The 18,327-nt window shown below is 74.0% G+C and carries 17 protein-coding genes; 12 read left to right on the top strand and 5 right to left on the bottom strand.

Annotated features, from left to right (window positions below; genetic code table 11):
• Nucleotides 1-176: 176 nt before the first annotated feature.
• A complete protein-coding gene (locus tag E4N63_RS11960) occupies nucleotides 177-1,625 on the bottom strand; it encodes an NAD(P)H-quinone dehydrogenase (protein WP_228429928.1) in 1,449 nt (482 codons plus the stop codon).
• Nucleotides 1,626-1,736: 111 nt separating this feature from the next.
• Here E4N63_RS11960 and E4N63_RS11965 point away from each other — a divergent pair, with 111 nt between their 5' ends.
• The 3 genes from E4N63_RS11965 to E4N63_RS11975 all read left to right on the top strand — a co-directional run bounded on the left by E4N63_RS11965 (nucleotide 1,737) and on the right by E4N63_RS11975 (nucleotide 5,361).
• Nucleotides 1,737-2,174, top strand: a complete 438-nt coding sequence (locus tag E4N63_RS11965; RefSeq protein WP_039822657.1) for a gamma-glutamylcyclotransferase — start codon at nucleotides 1,737-1,739, stop codon at nucleotides 2,172-2,174.
• Between the two features lie 181 nt (nucleotides 2,175-2,355).
• A complete protein-coding gene (locus E4N63_RS11970) occupies nucleotides 2,356-3,174 on the top strand; it encodes a purine-nucleoside phosphorylase (RefSeq protein WP_125625773.1) in 819 nt (272 codons plus the stop codon).
• A gap of 480 nt (nucleotides 3,175-3,654) precedes the next feature.
• Nucleotides 3,655-5,361, top strand: coding sequence for a phospho-sugar mutase (locus E4N63_RS11975; RefSeq protein ID WP_125625776.1), 1,707 nt, complete (start codon nucleotides 3,655-3,657; stop codon nucleotides 5,359-5,361).
• 125 nt (nucleotides 5,362-5,486) lie between these two features.
• On the opposite strand, the gene E4N63_RS11980 is transcribed toward E4N63_RS11975, so the two are convergent.
• Nucleotides 5,487-6,158, bottom strand: a complete 672-nt coding sequence (locus tag E4N63_RS11980) for a PH domain-containing protein (RefSeq protein WP_230240619.1) — start codon at nucleotides 6,156-6,158, stop codon at nucleotides 5,487-5,489.
• A gap of 123 nt (nucleotides 6,159-6,281) precedes the next feature.
• On the opposite strand from E4N63_RS11980, the gene deoC reads away from it, so the two are divergent.
• The 4 genes from deoC (at nucleotide 6,282) to E4N63_RS12000 (ending at nucleotide 10,738) form a co-directional block, all read left to right on the top strand.
• The gene (gene deoC, locus E4N63_RS11985) at nucleotides 6,282-7,292 is read left to right on the top strand and encodes a deoxyribose-phosphate aldolase (RefSeq protein WP_185831324.1); all 1,011 of its coding nucleotides are present in this window, start codon (nucleotides 6,282-6,284) and stop codon (nucleotides 7,290-7,292) included.
• A 5-nt stretch (nucleotides 7,293-7,297) separates the two neighbouring features.
• A complete protein-coding gene (locus E4N63_RS11990; RefSeq protein WP_230240620.1) occupies nucleotides 7,298-8,815 on the top strand; it encodes an aldehyde dehydrogenase family protein in 1,518 nt (505 codons plus the stop codon).
• Nucleotides 8,808-9,713: an aldehyde dehydrogenase family protein gene (locus tag E4N63_RS11995; protein ID WP_125625770.1), complete on the top strand. Its 906-nt coding sequence runs from the start codon at nucleotides 8,808-8,810 to the stop codon at nucleotides 9,711-9,713. Before E4N63_RS11990 ends, E4N63_RS11995 begins: the two co-directional genes overlap by 8 nt.
• A 296-nt stretch (nucleotides 9,714-10,009) precedes the next feature.
• Nucleotides 10,010-10,738, top strand: a complete 729-nt coding sequence (locus tag E4N63_RS12000) for an ATP-binding protein (RefSeq protein ID WP_230240621.1) — start codon at nucleotides 10,010-10,012, stop codon at nucleotides 10,736-10,738.
• Between the two features lie 207 nt (nucleotides 10,739-10,945).
• On the opposite strand, the gene E4N63_RS12005 is transcribed toward E4N63_RS12000, so the two are convergent.
• The gene (locus E4N63_RS12005) at nucleotides 10,946-11,731 is read right to left on the bottom strand and encodes a SigE family RNA polymerase sigma factor (protein ID WP_230240622.1); all 786 of its coding nucleotides are present in this window, start codon (nucleotides 11,729-11,731) and stop codon (nucleotides 10,946-10,948) included.
• A gap of 209 nt (nucleotides 11,732-11,940) precedes the next feature.
• Here E4N63_RS12005 and afsQ1 point away from each other — a divergent pair, with 209 nt between their 5' ends.
• The 5 genes from afsQ1 to E4N63_RS12030 all read left to right on the top strand — a co-directional run bounded on the left by afsQ1 (nucleotide 11,941) and on the right by E4N63_RS12030 (nucleotide 15,885).
• Entirely contained in the window at nucleotides 11,941-12,618 is a 678-nt protein-coding gene (afsQ1, locus tag E4N63_RS12010; RefSeq protein ID WP_176743657.1) for a two-component system response regulator AfsQ1, read from the top strand.
• Nucleotides 12,516-14,138 carry an ATP-binding protein gene (locus E4N63_RS12015; protein WP_374112868.1) on the top strand — a complete coding sequence of 541 codons (1,623 nt, stop codon included), beginning with the start codon at nucleotides 12,516-12,518 and terminating at the stop codon, nucleotides 14,136-14,138. The genes afsQ1 and E4N63_RS12015 overlap by 103 nt, the downstream gene beginning before the upstream one ends.
• Nucleotides 14,135-14,794: a hypothetical protein gene (locus tag E4N63_RS12020; RefSeq protein ID WP_230240624.1), complete on the top strand. Its 660-nt coding sequence runs from the start codon at nucleotides 14,135-14,137 to the stop codon at nucleotides 14,792-14,794. The genes E4N63_RS12015 and E4N63_RS12020 overlap by 4 nt, the downstream gene beginning before the upstream one ends.
• Before the next feature lie 225 nt (nucleotides 14,795-15,019).
• Complete coding sequence (locus tag E4N63_RS12025) at nucleotides 15,020-15,685, top strand: VanZ family protein (RefSeq protein ID WP_125624496.1); 666 nt, start codon at nucleotides 15,020-15,022, stop codon at nucleotides 15,683-15,685.
• Nucleotides 15,682-15,885 (top strand): PspC domain-containing protein, encoded by a 204-nt coding sequence (locus E4N63_RS12030; protein WP_230240625.1) that lies wholly within the window; start codon nucleotides 15,682-15,684, stop codon nucleotides 15,883-15,885. The genes E4N63_RS12025 and E4N63_RS12030 overlap by 4 nt, the downstream gene beginning before the upstream one ends.
• A gap of 226 nt (nucleotides 15,886-16,111) precedes the next feature.
• Here the strand turns inward: E4N63_RS12030 and E4N63_RS12035 are convergent, their stop codons facing one another.
• Entirely contained in the window at nucleotides 16,112-16,834 is a 723-nt protein-coding gene (locus E4N63_RS12035; RefSeq protein WP_125624494.1) for a hypothetical protein, read from the bottom strand.
• Nucleotides 16,835-17,055: 221 nt separating this feature from the next.
• Complete coding sequence (locus tag E4N63_RS12040) at nucleotides 17,056-18,210, bottom strand: adenosine deaminase (protein WP_019710386.1); 1,155 nt, start codon at nucleotides 18,208-18,210, stop codon at nucleotides 17,056-17,058.
• Between the last annotated feature and the right edge of the window lie 117 nt (nucleotides 18,211-18,327).

Consider the following 18,327-nt stretch of genomic DNA (forward strand, 5'->3'; position numbering starts at 1 on the left):
TCGACCGACTGCTTTCAGCAGTTTTCACCGAATAGCAGAAGTTGCCCGCAGGCGGGTCCCGCACCTGCTATACGCGATCGCGGCCGGACGTCGGACGCCTGCCCGCACCGGGCCCGGCTCCCGTCCGGGCCCCGGCTCCCGTCCCGTCCCGCCCGTCCTGCCGTTCGCCCGTCCGGCTAGACCTCGCCCACGCTCTTCCGGGTGTACAGCTGCCGGGCCACCTCGGCGATCGAGCCCGACAGCGACGGGTAGACCGTGAAGGTGTTGGCGACCTGTTCCACGGTGAGGTTGTTGTCGACCGCGAGCGCTATCGGGTGGATCAGCTCGCTGGCGCGCGGGGCGACCACCACACCCCCCACGACGATCCCCGTGCCCGGGCGGCAGAACAGCTTCACGAAGCCGTCCCGGATGCCCTGCATCTTGGCCCGCGGATTGCGCAGCAGCGGCAGCTTGACGGAGCGGGCCTCGATGCGGCCGCTGTCGATGTCGGCCTGCGAGTACCCGACCGTGGCGATCTCGGGGTCGGTGAAGATGTTCGCCGAGACGGTCTTGAGGTCCAGCGGCGCGACCGCGTCACCGAGGATGTGGTACATCGCGATCCGGCCCTGCATCGCCGCCACCGACGCCAGCGCGAAGACACCCGTGCAGTCGCCGGCGGCGTACACGCCCGGGGCGCTGGTGCGGGACACCCGGTCGGTGCGGATGTGCCCGGAGTCCTTGAGCGCGACCCCGGCCTCCTCCAGGCCGATGCCACTGGTGTTGGGGACCGCGCCGACCGCCATCAGGCAGTGCGAGCCGGTGATCGTCCGGCCGTCGGACAGCCGCACCTCGACCCCGTCGTCCGTGCGCTTCACCGCGGCCGCGCGGGAGCGGCTCAGAACGTTCATGCCGCGCCGCCGGAAGACGTCCTCCAGGACCGCCGCGGCGTCCGGGTCCTCGCCCGGCAGCACCCGGTCCCGGCTGGAGACCAGGGTGACCCGCGAGCCCAGCGCCTGGTACGCGCCGGCGAACTCGGCGCCGGTCACGCCCGAGCCGACGACGATCAGCTCTTCGGGCAGTTCCTCCAGGTCGTACACCTGGGTCCAGTTGAGGATGCGCTCGCCGTCGGGCAGGGCGTCGGGGATCTCGCGCGGGTGCGCGCCGGTGGCCACCAGCACGGCGTCCGCTGCCAGGGTCTCCTGGCTGCCGTCGGCGAACCGCACGGTCACCTCGCGGGAGCCGTCCGCGGCCCGCGTCGCCTCCAGCCGGCCCCGGCCGCGCAGCACCCGGCCGCCGGCGCGGGTGACGGACGCGGTGATGTCGTGCGACTGGGCGAGCGCGAGGCGCTTCACCCGGCGGTTGACCTTGCCGAGGTCCACCCCCACGACGCGGGCGGACTGCTCCACGTGCGGGGTGTCGTCGGCGACGATGATGCCCAGCTCCTCGTAGGAGGAGTCGAAGGTCGTCATCACCTCGGCGGTCGCGATCAGCGTCTTCGACGGCACGCAGTCGGTCAGCACCGACGCACCGCCGAGACCGTCGGTGTCGACGACGGTCACTTCCGCGCCCAGTTGCGCGGCCACCAGGGCCGCCTCGTAGCCGCCTGGTCCGCCACCAATGATCACGATCCGAGTCACGTACCCCATTGTCACCCACGCGGCCCCGGACCTCCCGGCGGGGTCCGGGCGGGGCGTCGGGGCGGGCCGCGGAGGGGTGAAGCCGCGAACCCGCGCCCTGCCTCCCGTACCCTCGTGCTCATGTCGCTCTACGCCGCGTACGCCGGCAACCTCGACGCGCGGCTGATGTCCCGCCGCGCCCCGCACTCACCGCTGCGCGGTACGGGCTGGCTCTCGGGCTGGCGGCTGACGTTCGGCGGGGAGCAGATGGGCTGGGAAGGCGCCCTGGCCACGATCGTCGAGGCGCCGCGCGCGCAGACCTTCGTCGCGCTCTACGACATCGCCCCGATGGACGAGGACTCCATGGACCGCTGGGAGGGCGTCGGTCTCGACATATACCGCCGGATGCGGGTGCGGGTGCACACCCTCGACGGCGAGGACGCGGCCTGGCTGTACGTCCTCAACGGCTACGAGGGCGGGCTGCCCTCCGCGCGCTACCTCGGGGAGATCGCGGACGCGGCGGAGTCGGCGGGGGCACCGCACGACTATGTGATGGAGCTGCGGAAGCGGCCCTGCTGACCGCGTCCGGCAACGGCCGCGCCGACCGGATCACCCGGCGGACGAACACCTTCGAACCCGTGGAGAACGGCCGTCCGGGGGCCTCTCCGGGCCCTCGCCGGCGCCCTGCCGGGTGGCCGGGTTCCGTCGGGTCGCGCTCTTACGTCTACGCGCGTAGGCCAAACCGGGTTACCCTCTCCGCGTGAACGCTTCTGAGACTTCCCCGCACCTCCCCGGCGCACCCGACGCCACCGCCGCCGCCGCCCGCCTGCGCGAGCTCACCGGTGCCGAGAGCCATGACGTGGCCCTCGTGATGGGATCCGGCTGGGTCCCCGCCGCGGACGCACTGGGTACGCCGGAGAGCGAACTGCCGGTCACCGAGCTGCCCGGCTTCGCGCCGCCCGCCGTCGAGGGCCACGCGGGCAAGATCCGCTCGTACCGGATCGGGGAGAAGCGCGCGCTGGTCTTCCTCGGCCGCACGCACTACTACGAGGGCCACGGCGTCGCCGCCGTCACGCACGGGGTCCGCACCGCCGTGGCGGCCGGCTGCAAGACCGTCGTCCTGACCAACGGCTGCGGCGGCCTCCGCTCCGGTATGCGCCCGGGCCAGCCGGTCCTCATCAGCGATCACATCAACCTCACCGCGGTGTCGCCGATCGTGGGCGCCAACTTCGTCGACCTCACCGATCTGTACTCGGCCCGCCTCCGCACCCTGTGCCGGGAGATCGACAGCTCCCTCGAAGAGGGCGTGTACGCGCAGTTCCCCGGCCCGCACTACGAGACCCCGGCCGAGATCAACATGATCCGCACCCTGGGCGCCGACCTCGTGGGCATGTCGACCGCCCTGGAGGCCATAGCGGCCCGCGAGGCGGGCGCCGAGGTGCTGGGCATCTCCCTGGTGACGAACCTGGCCGCGGGCATGACCGGCGAGCCGCTCAACCACGAGGAAGTGCTCCAGGCCGGCCGCGATTCGGCCACCCGCATGGGCAGCCTGCTCGCCCAGGTCCTCGGCCGCCTCTGAGCGGTCCGGCGCACGGGCGGGCGACGGAGCGGACGGGCCGCGACCGGGCGTCACGGCCGCCCGGCCGGCGGAACCGGGACCGGCCGGCTCGCGCGCCGGGTACCTTCCACCGCCCCGAGGGCCGGTAGAGGACGATCAAGCCGGGTACTGGTTCCGGCGGGTGCGGTTCCCGGGGGCCGCCGTGCGCCGGTCCCCGGAGTCCACGGGATCGCGGGGACGTGCGCGGCGCCGGTCCCCCGGGTCCCGCGCCCGCCGGTCCCCCGGCTCCGGTTCCCGGTTCCGGTGGAGCACCGGTCGCAGGCCCGCCGGCGCACCGTCCCCCCGTCCGACGACCCGCACCGACCAGACCCGTACACCGCAGATCCGTACACCGGCCCCCGCCGCGCCGAACGGGCGCGAGGCGGCGGCCGCAGCCCCGGGCGAGCGGCCCGCGTCCCGGCGGGCCGTCCGCCCACGACACAGCAGGAGCGTCACGTGGCAGTGGCAAGCGACACAGCGGAGCTGATCCGGCAGGCCCGCGCCTGGCTGGCCGAGGATCCCGACCCCGAGACCCGCGAGGAGCTGAGCGCGCTCATCGAGGCGGAGGACACCGCGGCCCTCGCCGACCGTTTCGGCGGCATGCTGCAGTTCGGCACCGCCGGTCTCCGGGGCGAGCTCGGCCCGGGCCCGCTGCGGATGAACCGCGCGGTGGTGATCCGTGCCGCTGCCGGTCTCGCCGCATACCTCCGCAAACAGGCCGCGTCCTCGGACGGCGGGCCGGGCCTCGTCGTCATCGGCTACGACGCCCGCTACAAGAGCGCGGACTTCGCGCGTGACACCGCCGCGGTCATGACCGGCGCCGGGCTGCGCGCCGCGCTGCTGCCCCGTCCGCTGCCCACACCCGTCCTGGCCTTCGCCGTACGGCACCTGGGGGCGGTCGCCGGCGTCACCGTCACGGCGAGCCACAATCCGCCGCGCGACAACGGCTACAAGGTGTATCTCGGCGGGACCGGCGGCGGTGCGCAGATCGTTCCCCCGGCGGACGCGGAGATCGCGGCCGAGATCGCGGCGGTGCGGAGCCTGGCGGACGTGACCCGCGCGGAGACCGGCTGGGAGACGCTCGGGGACGAGATCGTCGACGCCTATCTGGCCCGTACCGACGCGGTGCTCACCGGCGGCTCCCCGCGGGACGTCCGCACCGTCTACACCCCCCTGCACGGCGTCGGCCGCGACACCCTGCTCGCCGCCTTCGACCGGGCCGGCTTCCCCGCCCCCGTCGTCGTGGCCGAACAGGGCGATCCCGACCCGGCGTTCCCGACCGTGGCCTTCCCCAACCCGGAGGAGCCGGGAGCCATGGACCTGGCCTTCGCCACCGCCCGCGCCGCTTCACCGGACCTGATCATCGCCAACGACCCGGACGCGGACCGCTGCGCCGTGGCCGTCCCCGCACCCGGCACCGCGACCGGCTGGCGGATGCTGCGCGGCGACGAGGTCGGCGCGCTGCTGGCCGAGCACCTGGTGCACAAGCGGGCGTCCGGCTCCTTCGCCACCACGATCGTCTCCTCCTCGCTGCTCTCCCGGATCGCCGCGGCGGCCGAACAGCCGTACGAGGAGACGCTGACCGGCTTCAAGTGGCTCGCCCGCGTCGACGGGCTGCGCTACGCCTACGAGGAGGCGCTCGGCTACTGCGTCGACCCGGAGGGCGTCCGCGACAAGGACGGCATCACCGCCGCCCTGCTCATCGCCGAACTGGCCGCCGAGCTGAAGGCGACCGGCCGCGACCTCACCGAACTCCTGGACGACATCGCCCTGGAGTACGGCCTGCACGCCACCGACCAGTTGTCGGTCCGCGTCACCGACCTGTCACTGATCTCCGACGCCATGGGACGGCTGCGGCGGCAGCCGCCCGCCACGCTCGCCGGGCTCCCCGTCACCCGGGCCGAGGACCTGACCGGGGGCAGCGAGCAGCTGCCGCCCACGGACGGGCTGCGCTACACGCTCGCCGGCGGCTCCACATCCGCCGGACGCTGCCGGGTCGAGGCGGCGCGGGTGGTGGTCCGGCCGAGCGGCACGGAGCCCAAGCTCAAGTGCTACCTGGAAGCCGTCGTGCCGGTGGACGCCCCGGACGCGCTGGCCGATGCCCGGATCACCGCCGGGGCGGTCCTGGCCGCCCTCAAGGTGGACCTCTCCGCGGCCGCCGGGCTGTGAGTCCCCGGGCGGGGCCGGCCCCGGCCCCGCCGGGGGACGCCGGTACGCCGCGGGCTCCCGGCAGCACCCCGGGCAGGGACGGGCCGGGCAGCGGACCGGACGGCGGCGGCCCGCGGCTGGGGACGTCAGCCCAGCAGCGCGACGACCGCCAGCAGCACGGCACCCGCCGCCGCCGGGGCCAGCACTTCGTAGGCCCAGCGCACCTCGGCCGTCCCCTGCGCCGTCTCCCGGCGCGCGTACCGCTCGGCCAGCTCCGCGAGTTCGGCCACGGCCTCGTCGGCGGGGGCCCGGTCCGGCCCCGCCCCGACGGGCGAGGCTCCGCGGATGTCGTCGGCGGCGGCGCTCCGGGCGCTGCGCCGGGCGGTCTTCTTCCGCGCCCGCAGCGACACCGGGATCGCCCACAGCTGGAACGTCCGCCCCTCGGCGAAGACTTCACTGGAGTAGCCCGCGCGCACGCCCTCGACCGCGCCCCAGGGCAGTGTGATGGTGCGGAACGGGTTCCGCACCCGCATCCGGTCCTCACCGGCGAACACGGCGGGCCGGAAGGTGAAGGCGACGACGAGCGGCACCGCGAGCAGCAGCCCGGCCAGCGCGAACCAGGGGGTGCGTCCCTCGCCGCGGATCATCGCGTCGATGCCGAGCCAGCCGGCGAGTCCGAGCAGCAGCACGCCACCGGCCAGCGCGGAGCCGGAGCGGTAGACGCGGTCGGCGTACCCCGGGCCGGTCTCGGGCTGCGGGGAGGAGGGGTGTCCGGGCTCGTCATGGGGCGATTGTGCCCGACGGGCCGGGCGGGGCACACGTCCCGGTCCGGCACCGCCACGCCCCGTCCTGCCCCGTCCCGCCGCGGCGGCCCGTGGCGGGAACCACCCTCCCCGGGGGTGACAGGCTGCTACGCGCGTAGATATGCTCACCTGGTGACCATGCTTCCCAAGCCCGCAGTACCCGCGTACGGCAGCGAGGCCCCGGAGCGTCTGACGTCGATGGCGGACGTCACCGCCTCCGACGCCGCGCTGCGCCGTTTCCTGCACGGCCTGCCGGGTGTCGACGCCGTCGGCCTGCAGGCCCGCGCGGCGGCCCTCGGCACCCGCTCGATCAAGACCACGGCGAAGGCGTACGCCATCGACCTGGCCATCTCCATGATTGACCTGACGACCCTGGAGGGTGCGGACACCCCGGGCAAGGTCCGGGCGCTGTGCGCCAAGGGGGCGCATCCCGACCCGCTGGACCGCACGGTCCCGAGGGTCGCGGCGATCTGCGTCTACCCGGACATGGCGGCCACCGCCAAGGCGGCGCTGCGCGACGCCGGGGCCCCGGAGATCAACGTGGCCTCCGTCGCCACCGCCTTCCCCTCCGGCCGGGCCGCGCTGCCCGTCAAGCTGGCCGACACCCGGGACGCGGTGGCGGCCGGCGCGGACGAGATCGACATGGTGATCGACCGCGGCGCCTTCCTCTCCGGCCGCTACCTCCAGGTGTTCGAGGAGATCCGGCGGGTCAAGGAGGTCTGCCGGCGTGACGACGGCACCACCGCCCACCTCAAGGTGATCTTCGAGACGGGCGAGCTGCAGACCTACGACAACGTGCGCCGGGCCTCCTGGCTCGCGATGCTCGCGGGCGCCGACTTCATCAAGACGTCCACCGGCAAGGTCGCCGTCAACGCCACCCCGCCCGTCACCCTGCTCATGCTGGAGGCCGTGCGCGACTTCCGCGCGGCCGTCGGGGTGCAGGTCGGGGTGAAGCCCGCGGGCGGCATCCGGACCACCAAGGACGCCGTCAAGTACCTGGTGATGGTCAACGAGACGCTCGGCGAGGAGTGGCTGACCGCGGACTGGTTCCGCTTCGGCGCCTCAAGCCTTCTCAACGATCTGCTGATGCAGCGCCAGAAGCTGAGCACCGGGCGCTACTCCGGTCCCGACTACGTGACGGTGGACTGAGCCCCATGACGGATCCCCAGACCCAGGACACCCCCCAGCACCCCGAGGACACCCAGCCCGTGGACAAGCAGCCGGCACAGCAGGCGCCCCGGAGCGCGTTCGCCTACGCGCCGGCGCCCGAGTCGCGCTCGGTCGTCGCCATCGCGCCGTCGTACGGCCACTTCATCGACGGCGAGTTCCGCGAGGCGGCCGGCGGCAAGGTCTTCACGACCGTCTCGCCCGCCACCGAGGAGGTGCTCTCCGAGGTCGCCCTGGGCGGCCCGGAGGACGTGGACGCGGCGGTGGCCGCCGCCCACCGGGCCTTCGGGCCCTGGTCGGCGCTGCCCGGCGCGGAGCGGGCCAAGTACCTGTTCCGGATCGCCCGGATCATCCAGGAGCGCTCGCGCGAACTGGCCGTGCTGGAGTCCCTCGACAACGGCAAGCCGATCCGCGAGTCGCGCGACACCGACCTGCCGCTGGCCGCCGCGCACTTCTTCTACTACGCGGGCTGGGCCGACAAGCTGGCGTACGCCGGCTACGGCGCCGACCCGAAGCCGCTGGGCGTGGCCGGGCAGGTCATCCCGTGGAACTTCCCGCTGCTGATGCTGGCGTGGAAGATCGCCCCGGCGCTGGCCACCGGCAACACGGTCGTCCTCAAGCCCGCCGAGACCACCCCGCTGTCCGCGCTGTTCTTCGCGGACATCTGCCGGCAGGCCGGACTGCCGCGGGGCGTCGTCAACATCGTCACGGGCGACGGCGCGGCCGGTGCCGCTCTGGTGGCCCACCCGGACATCCGCAAGGTGGCCTTCACCGGCTCCACCGGGGTCGGCAAGGCCATCGCCCGCACGGTCGCCGGGACGGACAAGAAGCTCACCCTGGAGCTGGGCGGCAAGGCCGCCAACATCGTCTACGACGACGCGCCCGTCGACCAGGCCGTCGAGGGCATCGTGAACGGCATCTTCTTCAACCAGGGCCATGTCTGCTGCGCGGGTTCCCGGCTGCTGGTGCAGGAGTCGGTGGCGGAGGAGGTGCTGGACGCCCTCAAGCGGCGGATGGCCACCCTGCGGGTCGGCGACCCGCTGGACAAGAACACCGACGTCGGCGCCATCAACTCCCCCGAGCAGCTGGCCCGCATCCGGGAGCTGGCCGACGCGGGCGAGCGGGAGGGCGCCGAGCGCTGGTCCCCGTCCTGCGAACTGCCCCCCTCCGGCTACTGGTTCGCGCCGACCCTCTTCACCGGCGTCACCCAGGCGCACCGCATCGCCCGCGAGGAGATCTTCGGCCCGGTGCTGTCGGTGCTGACCTTCCGCACCCCCGCGGAGGCCGTGGAGAAGGCCAACAACACGCCGTACGGGCTCTCCGCCGGCATCTGGACGGAGAAGGGCTCGCGCATCCTGTGGACGGCCGAGAAGCTCCGCGCAGGCGTCGTCTGGGCCAACACGTTCAACAAGTTCGACCCCGCCTCGCCGTTCGGCGGCTACAAGGAGTCCGGCTACGGCCGCGAGGGCGGACGTCACGGCCTGGAGGCCTATCTCGATGTCTGATGCGACCGACGTTTCCGGGAACACCGGCAGGGGCGCCGCCGCGCGGCTGAGCGTCCTCAAGACCTACAAGCTGTTCGTCGGGGGGAAGTTCCCCCGCTCCGAGAGCGGACGGGTGTACGAGGTGGCCGACAGCAAGGGCAACTGGCTGGCGAACGCGCCGCTGTCCTCCCGCAAGGACGCGCGGGACGCGGTCGTCGCCGCCCGCAAGGCGTTCCCCGGCTGGTCCGGCGCCACGGCCTACAACCGGGGCCAGATCCTCTACCGCGTCGCCGAGATGCTGGAGGGCCGGCGCGAGCAGTTCACCGCCGAAGTGGCCGCCGCGGAGGGCCTGTCGAAGGCGAAGGCGGCGGCACGGGTGGACGCGGCGGTCGACCGCTGGGTCTGGTACGCGGGCTGGTCCGACAAGGTCGCCCAGATCGCCGGCGCGGCCAACCCGGTGGCGGGCCCGTACTTCAACCTCTCCACCCCGGGGCCGACCGGGGTCGTGGCGGTGCTCGCGCCGGACACCTCGTCCTTCCTCGGACTGGTGTCGGTGATCGCCCCGGTGATCGTCACCGGCAACACGGCCGTGGTCGTGGCGTCCGAGAGGGCTCCGCTCCCGGCGCTCTCGCTGGGCGAGGTGCTGGCCACCTCCGATCTGCCGGGCGGGGTCGTCAACATCCTCTCCGGCCGCACCGCGGAGATCGCCGCGCCCCTCGCCGCCCACCAGGACGTCAACGCGATCGACCTGGCCGGGGCGGACGCCGCCCTGGCGAAGGAGCTGGAGACGGCCGCGGCCGACAACCTCAAGCGGGTGCTCCGCCCGCCGGCCGGGATGGACTGGGCCGCCGACCCGGGCACGGAGCGGCTGCTGGCCTTCCTGGAGACGAAGACGGTCTGGCACCCGATGGGCATCTGACCCGGGCGGCCCCGGGCCCGGGGCCCCGGGTCCCCGTGCCCCGGCACCCGGGTGCCCCCGCGCATCCCGGCGGGCCCCGGCCGAACCGCTGTCCCGGTTCGGCCGGGGCCCGCCGCGCGAGGGCCGCCGTACCGCGCGGGCGTCCTCCCCGAGCCGGCCGCCGTACCGCGCGGGCACTCCCCGCCACCGTTCCGCTTCCGGGCTTCCGGACACGTCAGGTGACCCCCGGGCGACGGAAAGTCCGCGGCCCCGTCCCCCTGCCGCGTACGCCGTGCCATGCGCGAGAATGGCGTTCCGTGAACCGCCAACCGCACCCCCGCGCCCGTGTCGTCCTCCTGACTGGGCCCTCCGGTTCCGGCAAGTCCTCCCTCGCCGCCCGCACCGGCCTGCCCGTCCTGAATCTCGACGACTTCTACCGCGAGACCGGCGACCCCGCCCTGCCCCGGCTCCCGGACGGCAGCGGCACGGACTGGGACTCCCCGCTCTCCTGGGACGCGGACGGGGCGGTGGCCGCGGTGGGGGCGCTGTGCCGCACGGGCCGGGCGGCCGTCCCGGTGTACGACATCGCGACGAGCTCGCGGACCGGCGAGGTCACGCTCGGCCTCGGTGACGCGCCCCTGTTCGTGGCGGAGGGCATCTTCGCCGCCGACATCATCGAACGCTGCCGCGCGGAAGGGCTGCTGGCGGACGCCCTGTGCCTGCGCGGCCGCCCGTCCACCACCTTCCGGCGGCGGCTGCTGCGCGATCTGCGGGAGGGCCGCAAGTCCGCCACCGTCCTGCTGCGGCGCGGCTGGCGGCTGATGCGGTCCGAACGCGGCATCGTGGCCCGCCAGTCGGCGCTCGGCGCCCATCCCTGCGGCCGGGACGAGGCGCTCGCCCGGATCGGGACGGCCGCGGCCCGCCACCGTCCGGCGGCCGGGCGGGCCTCCGCCGCCGCTACCACGACCGTGGCCACGACCGCGGCCGTTCCCGCCCCGCGCCCGGCCCCGGCCCGTTCCGCGAGCCCGGCGAGCCCCGGGAGGTGAGGGCGGGGCCGATAACGGCCCGGTCCTCCCCCGGACATGACGAAGCGGGACCGAACAGACCCCCCGGCCGCTCGGTCCCGCCTCTTCCACCACTCCCCGAGCGGTGACCCCGTTGCCCTGCCCGTCCCCGAGGGGCAGGCCCCCGTTGTTCCCCGTATCCCCGTGCCCCGCTCCCCGTCCCCGGGCGGCTCCCCGCCGCCCCGGGTCTCAGGCGACCAGTTCGCCGAAGGACTCCTCCCGGTCCCGGCCGAAGCTGAGCGCCTCGTCGTCGCGCAGCCGGCGCAGCGAGCGCCAGATGCTGCTCTTGACCGTGCCGACGCTGATGTCGAGGATGTCCGCGATCTCCGGATCGGTGCGGCCCTCGTAGTAGCGCAGCACCAGCATGGTGCGCTGCAGCTCGGGCAGCCGGGCCAGCGCCTGCCACAGCACGGCGCGCAGCTCGGTGCCGCGCATCGCGTCGTGGTCGCCCGCCGTCTCCGGCAGTTCCTCGGTCGGGTACTCGTTCAGCTTGCGCCGGCGCCAGGCGCTGATGTGCAGATTGGTCATGGTGCGCCGCAGATACCCGCCGACGGCGGCCTTGTCGCTGATCCGCTCCCAGGCGCGGTAGGTGGAGAACAGCGCGCTCTGCAGCAGGTCCTCCGCCTCGTACCGGTCACCGGTCAGGTGGTAGGCCGTCGCGTACAGGGAGGCGCGGCGCTCCCGGACGTAGGCGGTGAACTCCGCCTCCGGCAGGGTGTTGCGTTCCCCCCGGACCTCCCCGTACGCGGCGCTCCCGCAGGAGGAGCCGCCCCCCTTGCCGGCCGTCACCGCGTCGACCACCGGCAGATACGTCTGCTGCCGGCTCTGACGCCCGGTGCCGCGAGCGCACCCCCGCCCGCTCACGGCACCGGACTTCTCCACCCCGGACTCCGCCCGGTCGCGTCCGAAGGCCCGGCCGGCGGCGTGCAGGCGCGTGACAACTGCGCTGGTGGATCCGGCGTGCAGTGTGTTCATCCCGCGCCCCCCGTCGGTGGAGCCTGCTGACGTCCGTTGGCTGTCCGGGCCGTTCTCCCCCGCCCGGTGCACACCAGATTGCAGGCCCAGTTTCATCGCCCTGTCCGTCGCCTGTCACAGCCGTGTCACAGGAGCTCCCGGGGCAGTAACCAAAGCCCGGATCCTTCGCCCCTCGAACTATCGGCCCTCCGTGGGACAGAATGACCAACGTGCCATATCTGTTGCTGATCGAGGACGATGACGCCATCCGTACGGCCCTCGAACTCTCCCTGTCGCGCCAGGGTCACCGTGTGGTGGCCGCGGCGACGGGCGAGGACGGCCTGAAACTGCTGCGCGAGCAGCGGCCGGATCTGATTGTGCTGGACGTGATGCTGCCGGGGATCGACGGCTTCGAGGTCTGCCGCCGCATCCGCCGCACCGACCAGCTCCCGATCATCCTGCTGACCGCGCGCAGTGATGACATCGACGTGGTGGTGGGGCTGGAGTCCGGGGCGGACGACTACGTCGTCAAGCCCATCCAGCCCCGGGTCCTCGACGCCCGGATCCGTGCCGTGCTGCGGCGCGGGGAGCGGGAGAACAACGACGCGGCGACCTTCGGCAGCCTGGTCATCGACCGCTCGGCGATGACGGTCACCAAGAACGGCGAGGATCTGCAGCTCACCCCGACCGAGCTGAGACTGCTGCTGGAGCTGAGCCGCCGGCCCGGCCAGGCGCTCTCCCGGCAGCAGCTGCTGCGGCTGGTGTGGGAGCACGACTACCTGGGCGACTCACGCCTGGTGGACGCCTGTGTGCAGCGGCTGCGCGCCAAGGTGGAGGACGTGCCGTCCTCGCCGACCCTGATCCGTACCGTGCGGGGCGTGGGCTACCGGCTGGACAGCCCGCAGTGACCGAGCCCTCCGGGCGGGTGCGCGGCTGGGCTTCCGGCCTGTTCCGGCTGACGAGCCTGCGGCTGCGTCTCGTGTTCGTCTTCGCGCTGGTCGCGCTGACCGCCGCCGTGTCCGCCTCCGGCATCGCGTACTGGCTCAACCGGGACGCCGTGCTCACCCGCACCCAGAACGCCGCCCTCAACGACTTCCGCCAGTCGCTCGCCGACAACACCGGCTCGCTGCCCATGCGCCCGCAGTGCGACCAGCTGCGGGACGCCGCCGAGCGCATGGCCGACAGCACCCAGCGGTACGAGGTCGTCCTCGTCGACCGGGACCGGGACGACAAGCCCTGCGCCGCGGTCTCCCGGGCGGGCGGTTTCACGCTGAAGGCGGTACCGGAGCCGCTGCGGACGGCGGTCAACGAGGAGCGCCCGGCCGATGTGGGCGACGGGCTGCCCTACCACCTGTACTGGCAGCGGATCACCCTCGACGGCGACCCGTATCTGGTCGGCGGGGCGAAGGTGATCGGCGGCGGGCCCACCGGCTACATGCTGAAGTCGCTCACCACCGAGCGGGACGACCTCAACTCGCTGGCCTGGTCGCTGGGCATCGCCACGGCGCTGGCGCTGATCGGCTCGGCGCTGCTCGCCCAGGCCGCGGCCAGCACCGTGCTGCGGCCCGTGCAGCGGCTGGGGGACGCGGCGCGGCAGCTCGGCGAGGGCAAGCTCGACACCCGGCTGCAGGTCTCCGGCACGGACGAACTGGCCGATCTCTCCCGGACCTTCAACGGGGCCGCCGCCTCCCTGGAGCAACGGGTCGAGGAGCTGAGCGCGCGGGAGGCCGCGAGCCGCCGCTTCGTCGCCGACATGTCGCACGAACTGCGCACCCCGCTGACCGCCATCACCGCCGTCACAGAGGTGCTGGAGGACGAGACCGACAACCTCGACCCGATGATCGCCCCCGCGGTGCGGCTGGTGGTGGACGAGACCCGGCGCCTCGGCGACCTCGTGGAGAGCCTGATGGAGGTCACCCGCTTCGACGCGGGCACGGCCCGGCTGGTGCTCGACGACGTGGACGTGGCCGACATGGTCACCGCCTGCATCGACGCCCGGGCCTGGCTCGACGCGGTCGAACTCGACGCCGAACGCGGCATCGTGGCCCGCCTCGACCCGCGCCGGCTCGACGTCATCCTGGCCAACCTCATCGGCAACGCGCTCAAGCACGGCGGGTCGCCGGTACGGGTCACCGTCCGGCCCGAGGACTCCTGGCTGACCGTGGAGGTGCGGGACCACGGGCCGGGCATCCCCGAGGACGTCCTGCCGCATGTCTTCGACCGCTTCTACAAGGCGAGCGCGTCCCGGCCGCGCAGCGAGGGCAGCGGACTGGGCCTCTCCATCGCCCTGGAGAACGCGCACATCCACGGCGGCGACATCGCCGTCGCCAACCACCCCGACGGCGGCGCCGTGTTCCGGCTGCGCCTGCCGATGGACGCCGACGCCGCCGGCCCCGGAACGGACGAGCAGGGACAGGACACCGCGTGATACCCGCCGCCACCCCGACACCGGCACCCGCACCGGCCGCCGGTCCCCGCCGCCTGCGCCGCGGCCTGCCGGCCGCCGCCCTGGCCGCCCTCGCCCTCGCGGGCGGCGCGGGCTGCGGCATCCGCGGCACCTCCGTGCCGGTGGACGCGGGCCCCGCCCCGTCCCGGGTGTCCTGTCAGGTCTCCGGCGACCCCACGCCCGTACCGGACTCCGGCAAGGAGGCCCCGGCCGACGTCTATCTGGTGTGCAGCGCCCAGATCATGCGGGTGCAGCGCGCCGTGCGGTACACGGACGGCCGGACGGACGAGGACCGGCTGCGCAGGGCGCGGGACCTGCTCGCGGAGCTCCAGACCCCGCCCTCCCGGGCCGAGGACGAGGGCGGGTTCTCCAGCGAGGTGCCCGACGGGCTGGAGGTCGCGGCCCCCCGCGAGGGAGACCCCGGCAACGCGCTCCGGCTCAGCCGCATCCCGGAGGAGCTCCCGGCGTACGCGCTCGCCCAGCTCGTCTGCACCTTCGCGGGCTCCGCGGCCGTCGCGGGCGACGAGTCCGTCGTCCTCGGCGGACCGGACGGCGATCCGCTGAAGCGCTACCCGTGCACGGAGGAGCTGCGCGCCCGGCCGGAGGCCGCGCAGACGACGGGCGTACCGCTGGACTGACCGAGGGCCGGCCGGACCGGCGCCGGCACCGGCGGCCGGAGCGGCAGTCGGAAGGGCCGGACGCGCACCGGACGCGGACCGGAAGCAGCACCGGGACCGGCGGCCGCGGGCCGGCGCGGGGCCGGACCTCCGCGCCGGGCGGCGTGACGCGGTGTGACCGGGGCAACAGAACGGCCCCGTCCGGCCGCCGGAACCGCGCGGACCCGGCGCCGCGTCCTCCCCGGCGTGCAGCGCCATGGCTGCGGCGCCCGTGCCGCCTTCCGCTTCCGCGCGACGGGACTCGTCCTCCTGTTCGCCCACCTGCTGTACGTGGCATGGACCGCGCTGCGCCCGCCGGCGCTGCCCTGGGTGACCGCCGCCCATCTGCAGCCGCTGGCCACGGTCCGCGCCGAACTGGCGCTCGGGCTCTGGCCCGCCGTCCAGCACCTCGGCGGCGCCCTGCTGCTGCTGGCACCGCTGGGCGTCCTGCTGCCCTGGGCGGCCGGACGGCTGGAGGTGCCGCTGCTGTCCTCGCTCACCCGCACCGTCTTCACCGGCGTCATGGTGTCGCTCGGTCTGGCGCTGCTCCAGACCAATCTCTCGGGCCGCACGCTGGACGTGGACTCCCTGGTCCTGCACACGCTGGGCATCGCCCTGGCCCATCTGGCCCTGGTACCGGCGCTCCGGGGGTGGCTGCGGCGGCTGTGCGAGCGGGCCGGCCGGGCGTCGCCGGCCGTGCCCGCCTCCCCGGGACGCCCCGGCGGTCTCCCCGCGGAGGAGCCGCCTCAGGGGCCGCCCCTGAGGATTCCCCGGGTCGGTGCGGTCCCCTGGACGGATGTTTCATCCCCTTCATGGGCATACGGTCGAGACATCGCACAACACACTCGACGGCTCACGAAGGAGTCCCCATGAGCGCCCTTGTCCGCCCCCGCGACGACCGCATGATCGGTGGGGTGTGTGCAGCGCTGGCGCGGCGCTTCGGCACCACCCCGACCACCATGCGGGTGATCTTCCTGGCCTCGTGCCTGCTGCCCGGCCCGCAGTTCCTGCTCTACCTGGCGCTGTGGGCACTTCTGCCGTCCGAGAAGAGCCCCGCGCAGCAGACCTGGTGACCCACCCGGCGGGCCGGTTCCGGCCGCACGCCCCGCCGGGCGCACCGGAAAGGGCTCGCGGTACACGGCCCGTCCGGCACGGCACCGGCACCGGCCCCCGGCACACACGAGAGGAGGGGGCGCGTACCCGTGAACCGGGTGCGCGCCCCCTCCTCGCCGTTCTGCGGCCGTTCCGCCGCCCTGCTGCCCCGCGACCGCCCGGTTCCGGGCGGGCGGCCCGGCGGGGTCAGAGCGACAGGCCTCCGAACAGCCGGCCCAGCATGCCGCCCATGCCCTGGGTCCGGCTGTCCTGCGCGGGCAGGGTGCGGGGCGAGCCGGCCTGACCCTGAGCGGAACGGGCCGGCGCGGCCTGACCCTGGGCCGGGCTCATGGGCGCGGCCTGACCCTGGGCCGGGCTCATGGGCGCGTTCATCCGGGGAGCCGAGCCCGAGTCGCTGTGACCGGCGCGGTGCGCGGTGTCACGGCTCTCGGCGGCCCGCTGGTCACGACCCTGGTCCGCGTAGGGGGAGCCGTGGTGGCCGCCCTGGTGCTGGTCGTGGTGACGGGCGTTGTGGTGCTCGCCCTTGTGGCCGTGGTGGTGCTTGCCCTGGTGGTGCTCACCCTTGTGGCCGTGGTGGTGCTTCCCCTTGTGGTGGCCCTTGTGCCCCTTGTGGTGCTTCCCCTTGTGATGCTTCCCCTTGTGGTGCTTGCCCTTGTGGTGCTTGCCCTTGTCGTGGTGGCATCCGCCGCACTCCTGGCCGCTGCCGGCCCGGCTCTGGTCACGGCCGCTCGCGGTGCGCTCGGCTCCGGTGGTCTCGTCCGCCATCAGGCCGGTGCTCTGCTGCGGGGCCTGGCGGGTGGTGGGCGCCATGGAGTCGACCGGCGTGGCCACGGCGACGCCGGCACCGGCGACGGCGAAGCCGACACCGAGCACGGCGGCCCGGAAGATCCGGGAGGTTACCTGCTTCATCGACATACATCCTCTGCTGGGGGGAGGTGGAGCGAATCGGCGTACACACGGAAACCTGTGTGTACGCTCCGCTACCGAATGCATGCGCAAGGTAGCCACCCGCAGGGATGACCGCAATCAACGGCCGGGCGCGTCGCCCCCGCGGCCCCCGCATGTCCTCCGCCCGGCGGGGCGGGCCGCCGCGAGCCGTCCCGTCCCGGCCGTGCGGCCCGCGCGCCCCCTCAGCCCTGCGCGGCGCCGCCGCCCGTCTCGCGGAAGAGCCATTCGGACTTCAGCTCGGCGTAGCCGGGCTTGATCACGTCATTGATCATGGCGAGCCGTTCGTCGAACGGGATGAAGGCGGACTTCATGGCGTTCACCGTGAACCACTGCATGTCGTCGAGGGTGTAGCCGAACGCCTCCACCAGCCGCTCGAACTCGGTGCTCATGCTCGTCCCGCTCATAAGCCGGTTGTCGGTGTTGACCGTGGCGCGGAAACCCAGCTCCCGCAGCACGCCGATGGGGTGTTCGCGGTACGACTCCGCGGCGCCCGTCTGGAGGTTGGAGGTCGGGCACAGCTCCAGCGGGACGCGCTTGTCACGGACGTAGGCCGCGAGCCGCCCGAGCTTCGCCGTGCCGTCCCCGGCGACCTGGATGTCGTCGATGATGCGGACGCCGTGGCCGAGCCGGTCGGCACCGCACCACTGGAGTGCCTGCCAGATGGACGGCAGGCCGAACGCCTCGCCCGCGTGGATGGTGAAGTGGTTGTTCTCCCGCTTGAGGTACTCGAAGGCGTCGAGGTGGCGGGTGGGCGGGAAGCCGGCCTCGGCGCCCGCGATGTCGAAGCCGACGACGCCCAGGTCGCGGTAGCGGTTGGCGAGTTCGGCGATCTCCAGCGAGCGGGCGGCGTGCCGCATGGCGGTCAGCAGGGCGCCGACGCGGATACGGTGCCCGTTCTCCCGGGCCCGGCGCTCTCCCTCCCGGAAGCCCTCGTTGACGGCCTCGACGACCTCCTCCAGGCCGAGCCCGCCGGTCAGGTGCTGCTCGGGCGCGTACCGGACCTCGGCGTAGACGACGCCGTCGGCGGCGAGGTCCTCGGCGCACTCCGCGGCCACGCGGAACAGCGCCTCCCGGGTCTGCATGACAGCGCAGGTGTGGGCGAAGGTCTCCAGGTAGCGCTCCAGCGAGCCGGAGTCCGCGGCCTCGCGGAACCATCGGCCGAGCGCGGCGGGCTCGGTCTCCGGCAGGCCCTCGTACCCCTGTTCGCGGGCGAGTTCGACGACGGTGGCGGGGCGGAGGCCTCCGTCGAGGTGGTCGTGGAGCAGCACCTTCGGGGCGCGGCGGATCTGGTCCGCGCCGGGGGTCCTGCCTCGGGTCTGGTTCGTCGTCTCCGTCATCTCCGTACTCTAACTCCTACGCGCGTAGATCCGCTGCCGTCCCGCCGCGGCCCGCCGGGAAGCAGCCGGTGGGCGCGGTGATGGATGCAGAACGGTGACCTCTTCGTGCGGTGGAGT

It is taken from the genome of Streptomyces sp. MNU89, from assembly GCF_020982505.1.
Taxonomy (GTDB): domain Bacteria; phylum Actinomycetota; class Actinomycetes; order Streptomycetales; family Streptomycetaceae; genus Streptomyces; species Streptomyces xinghaiensis.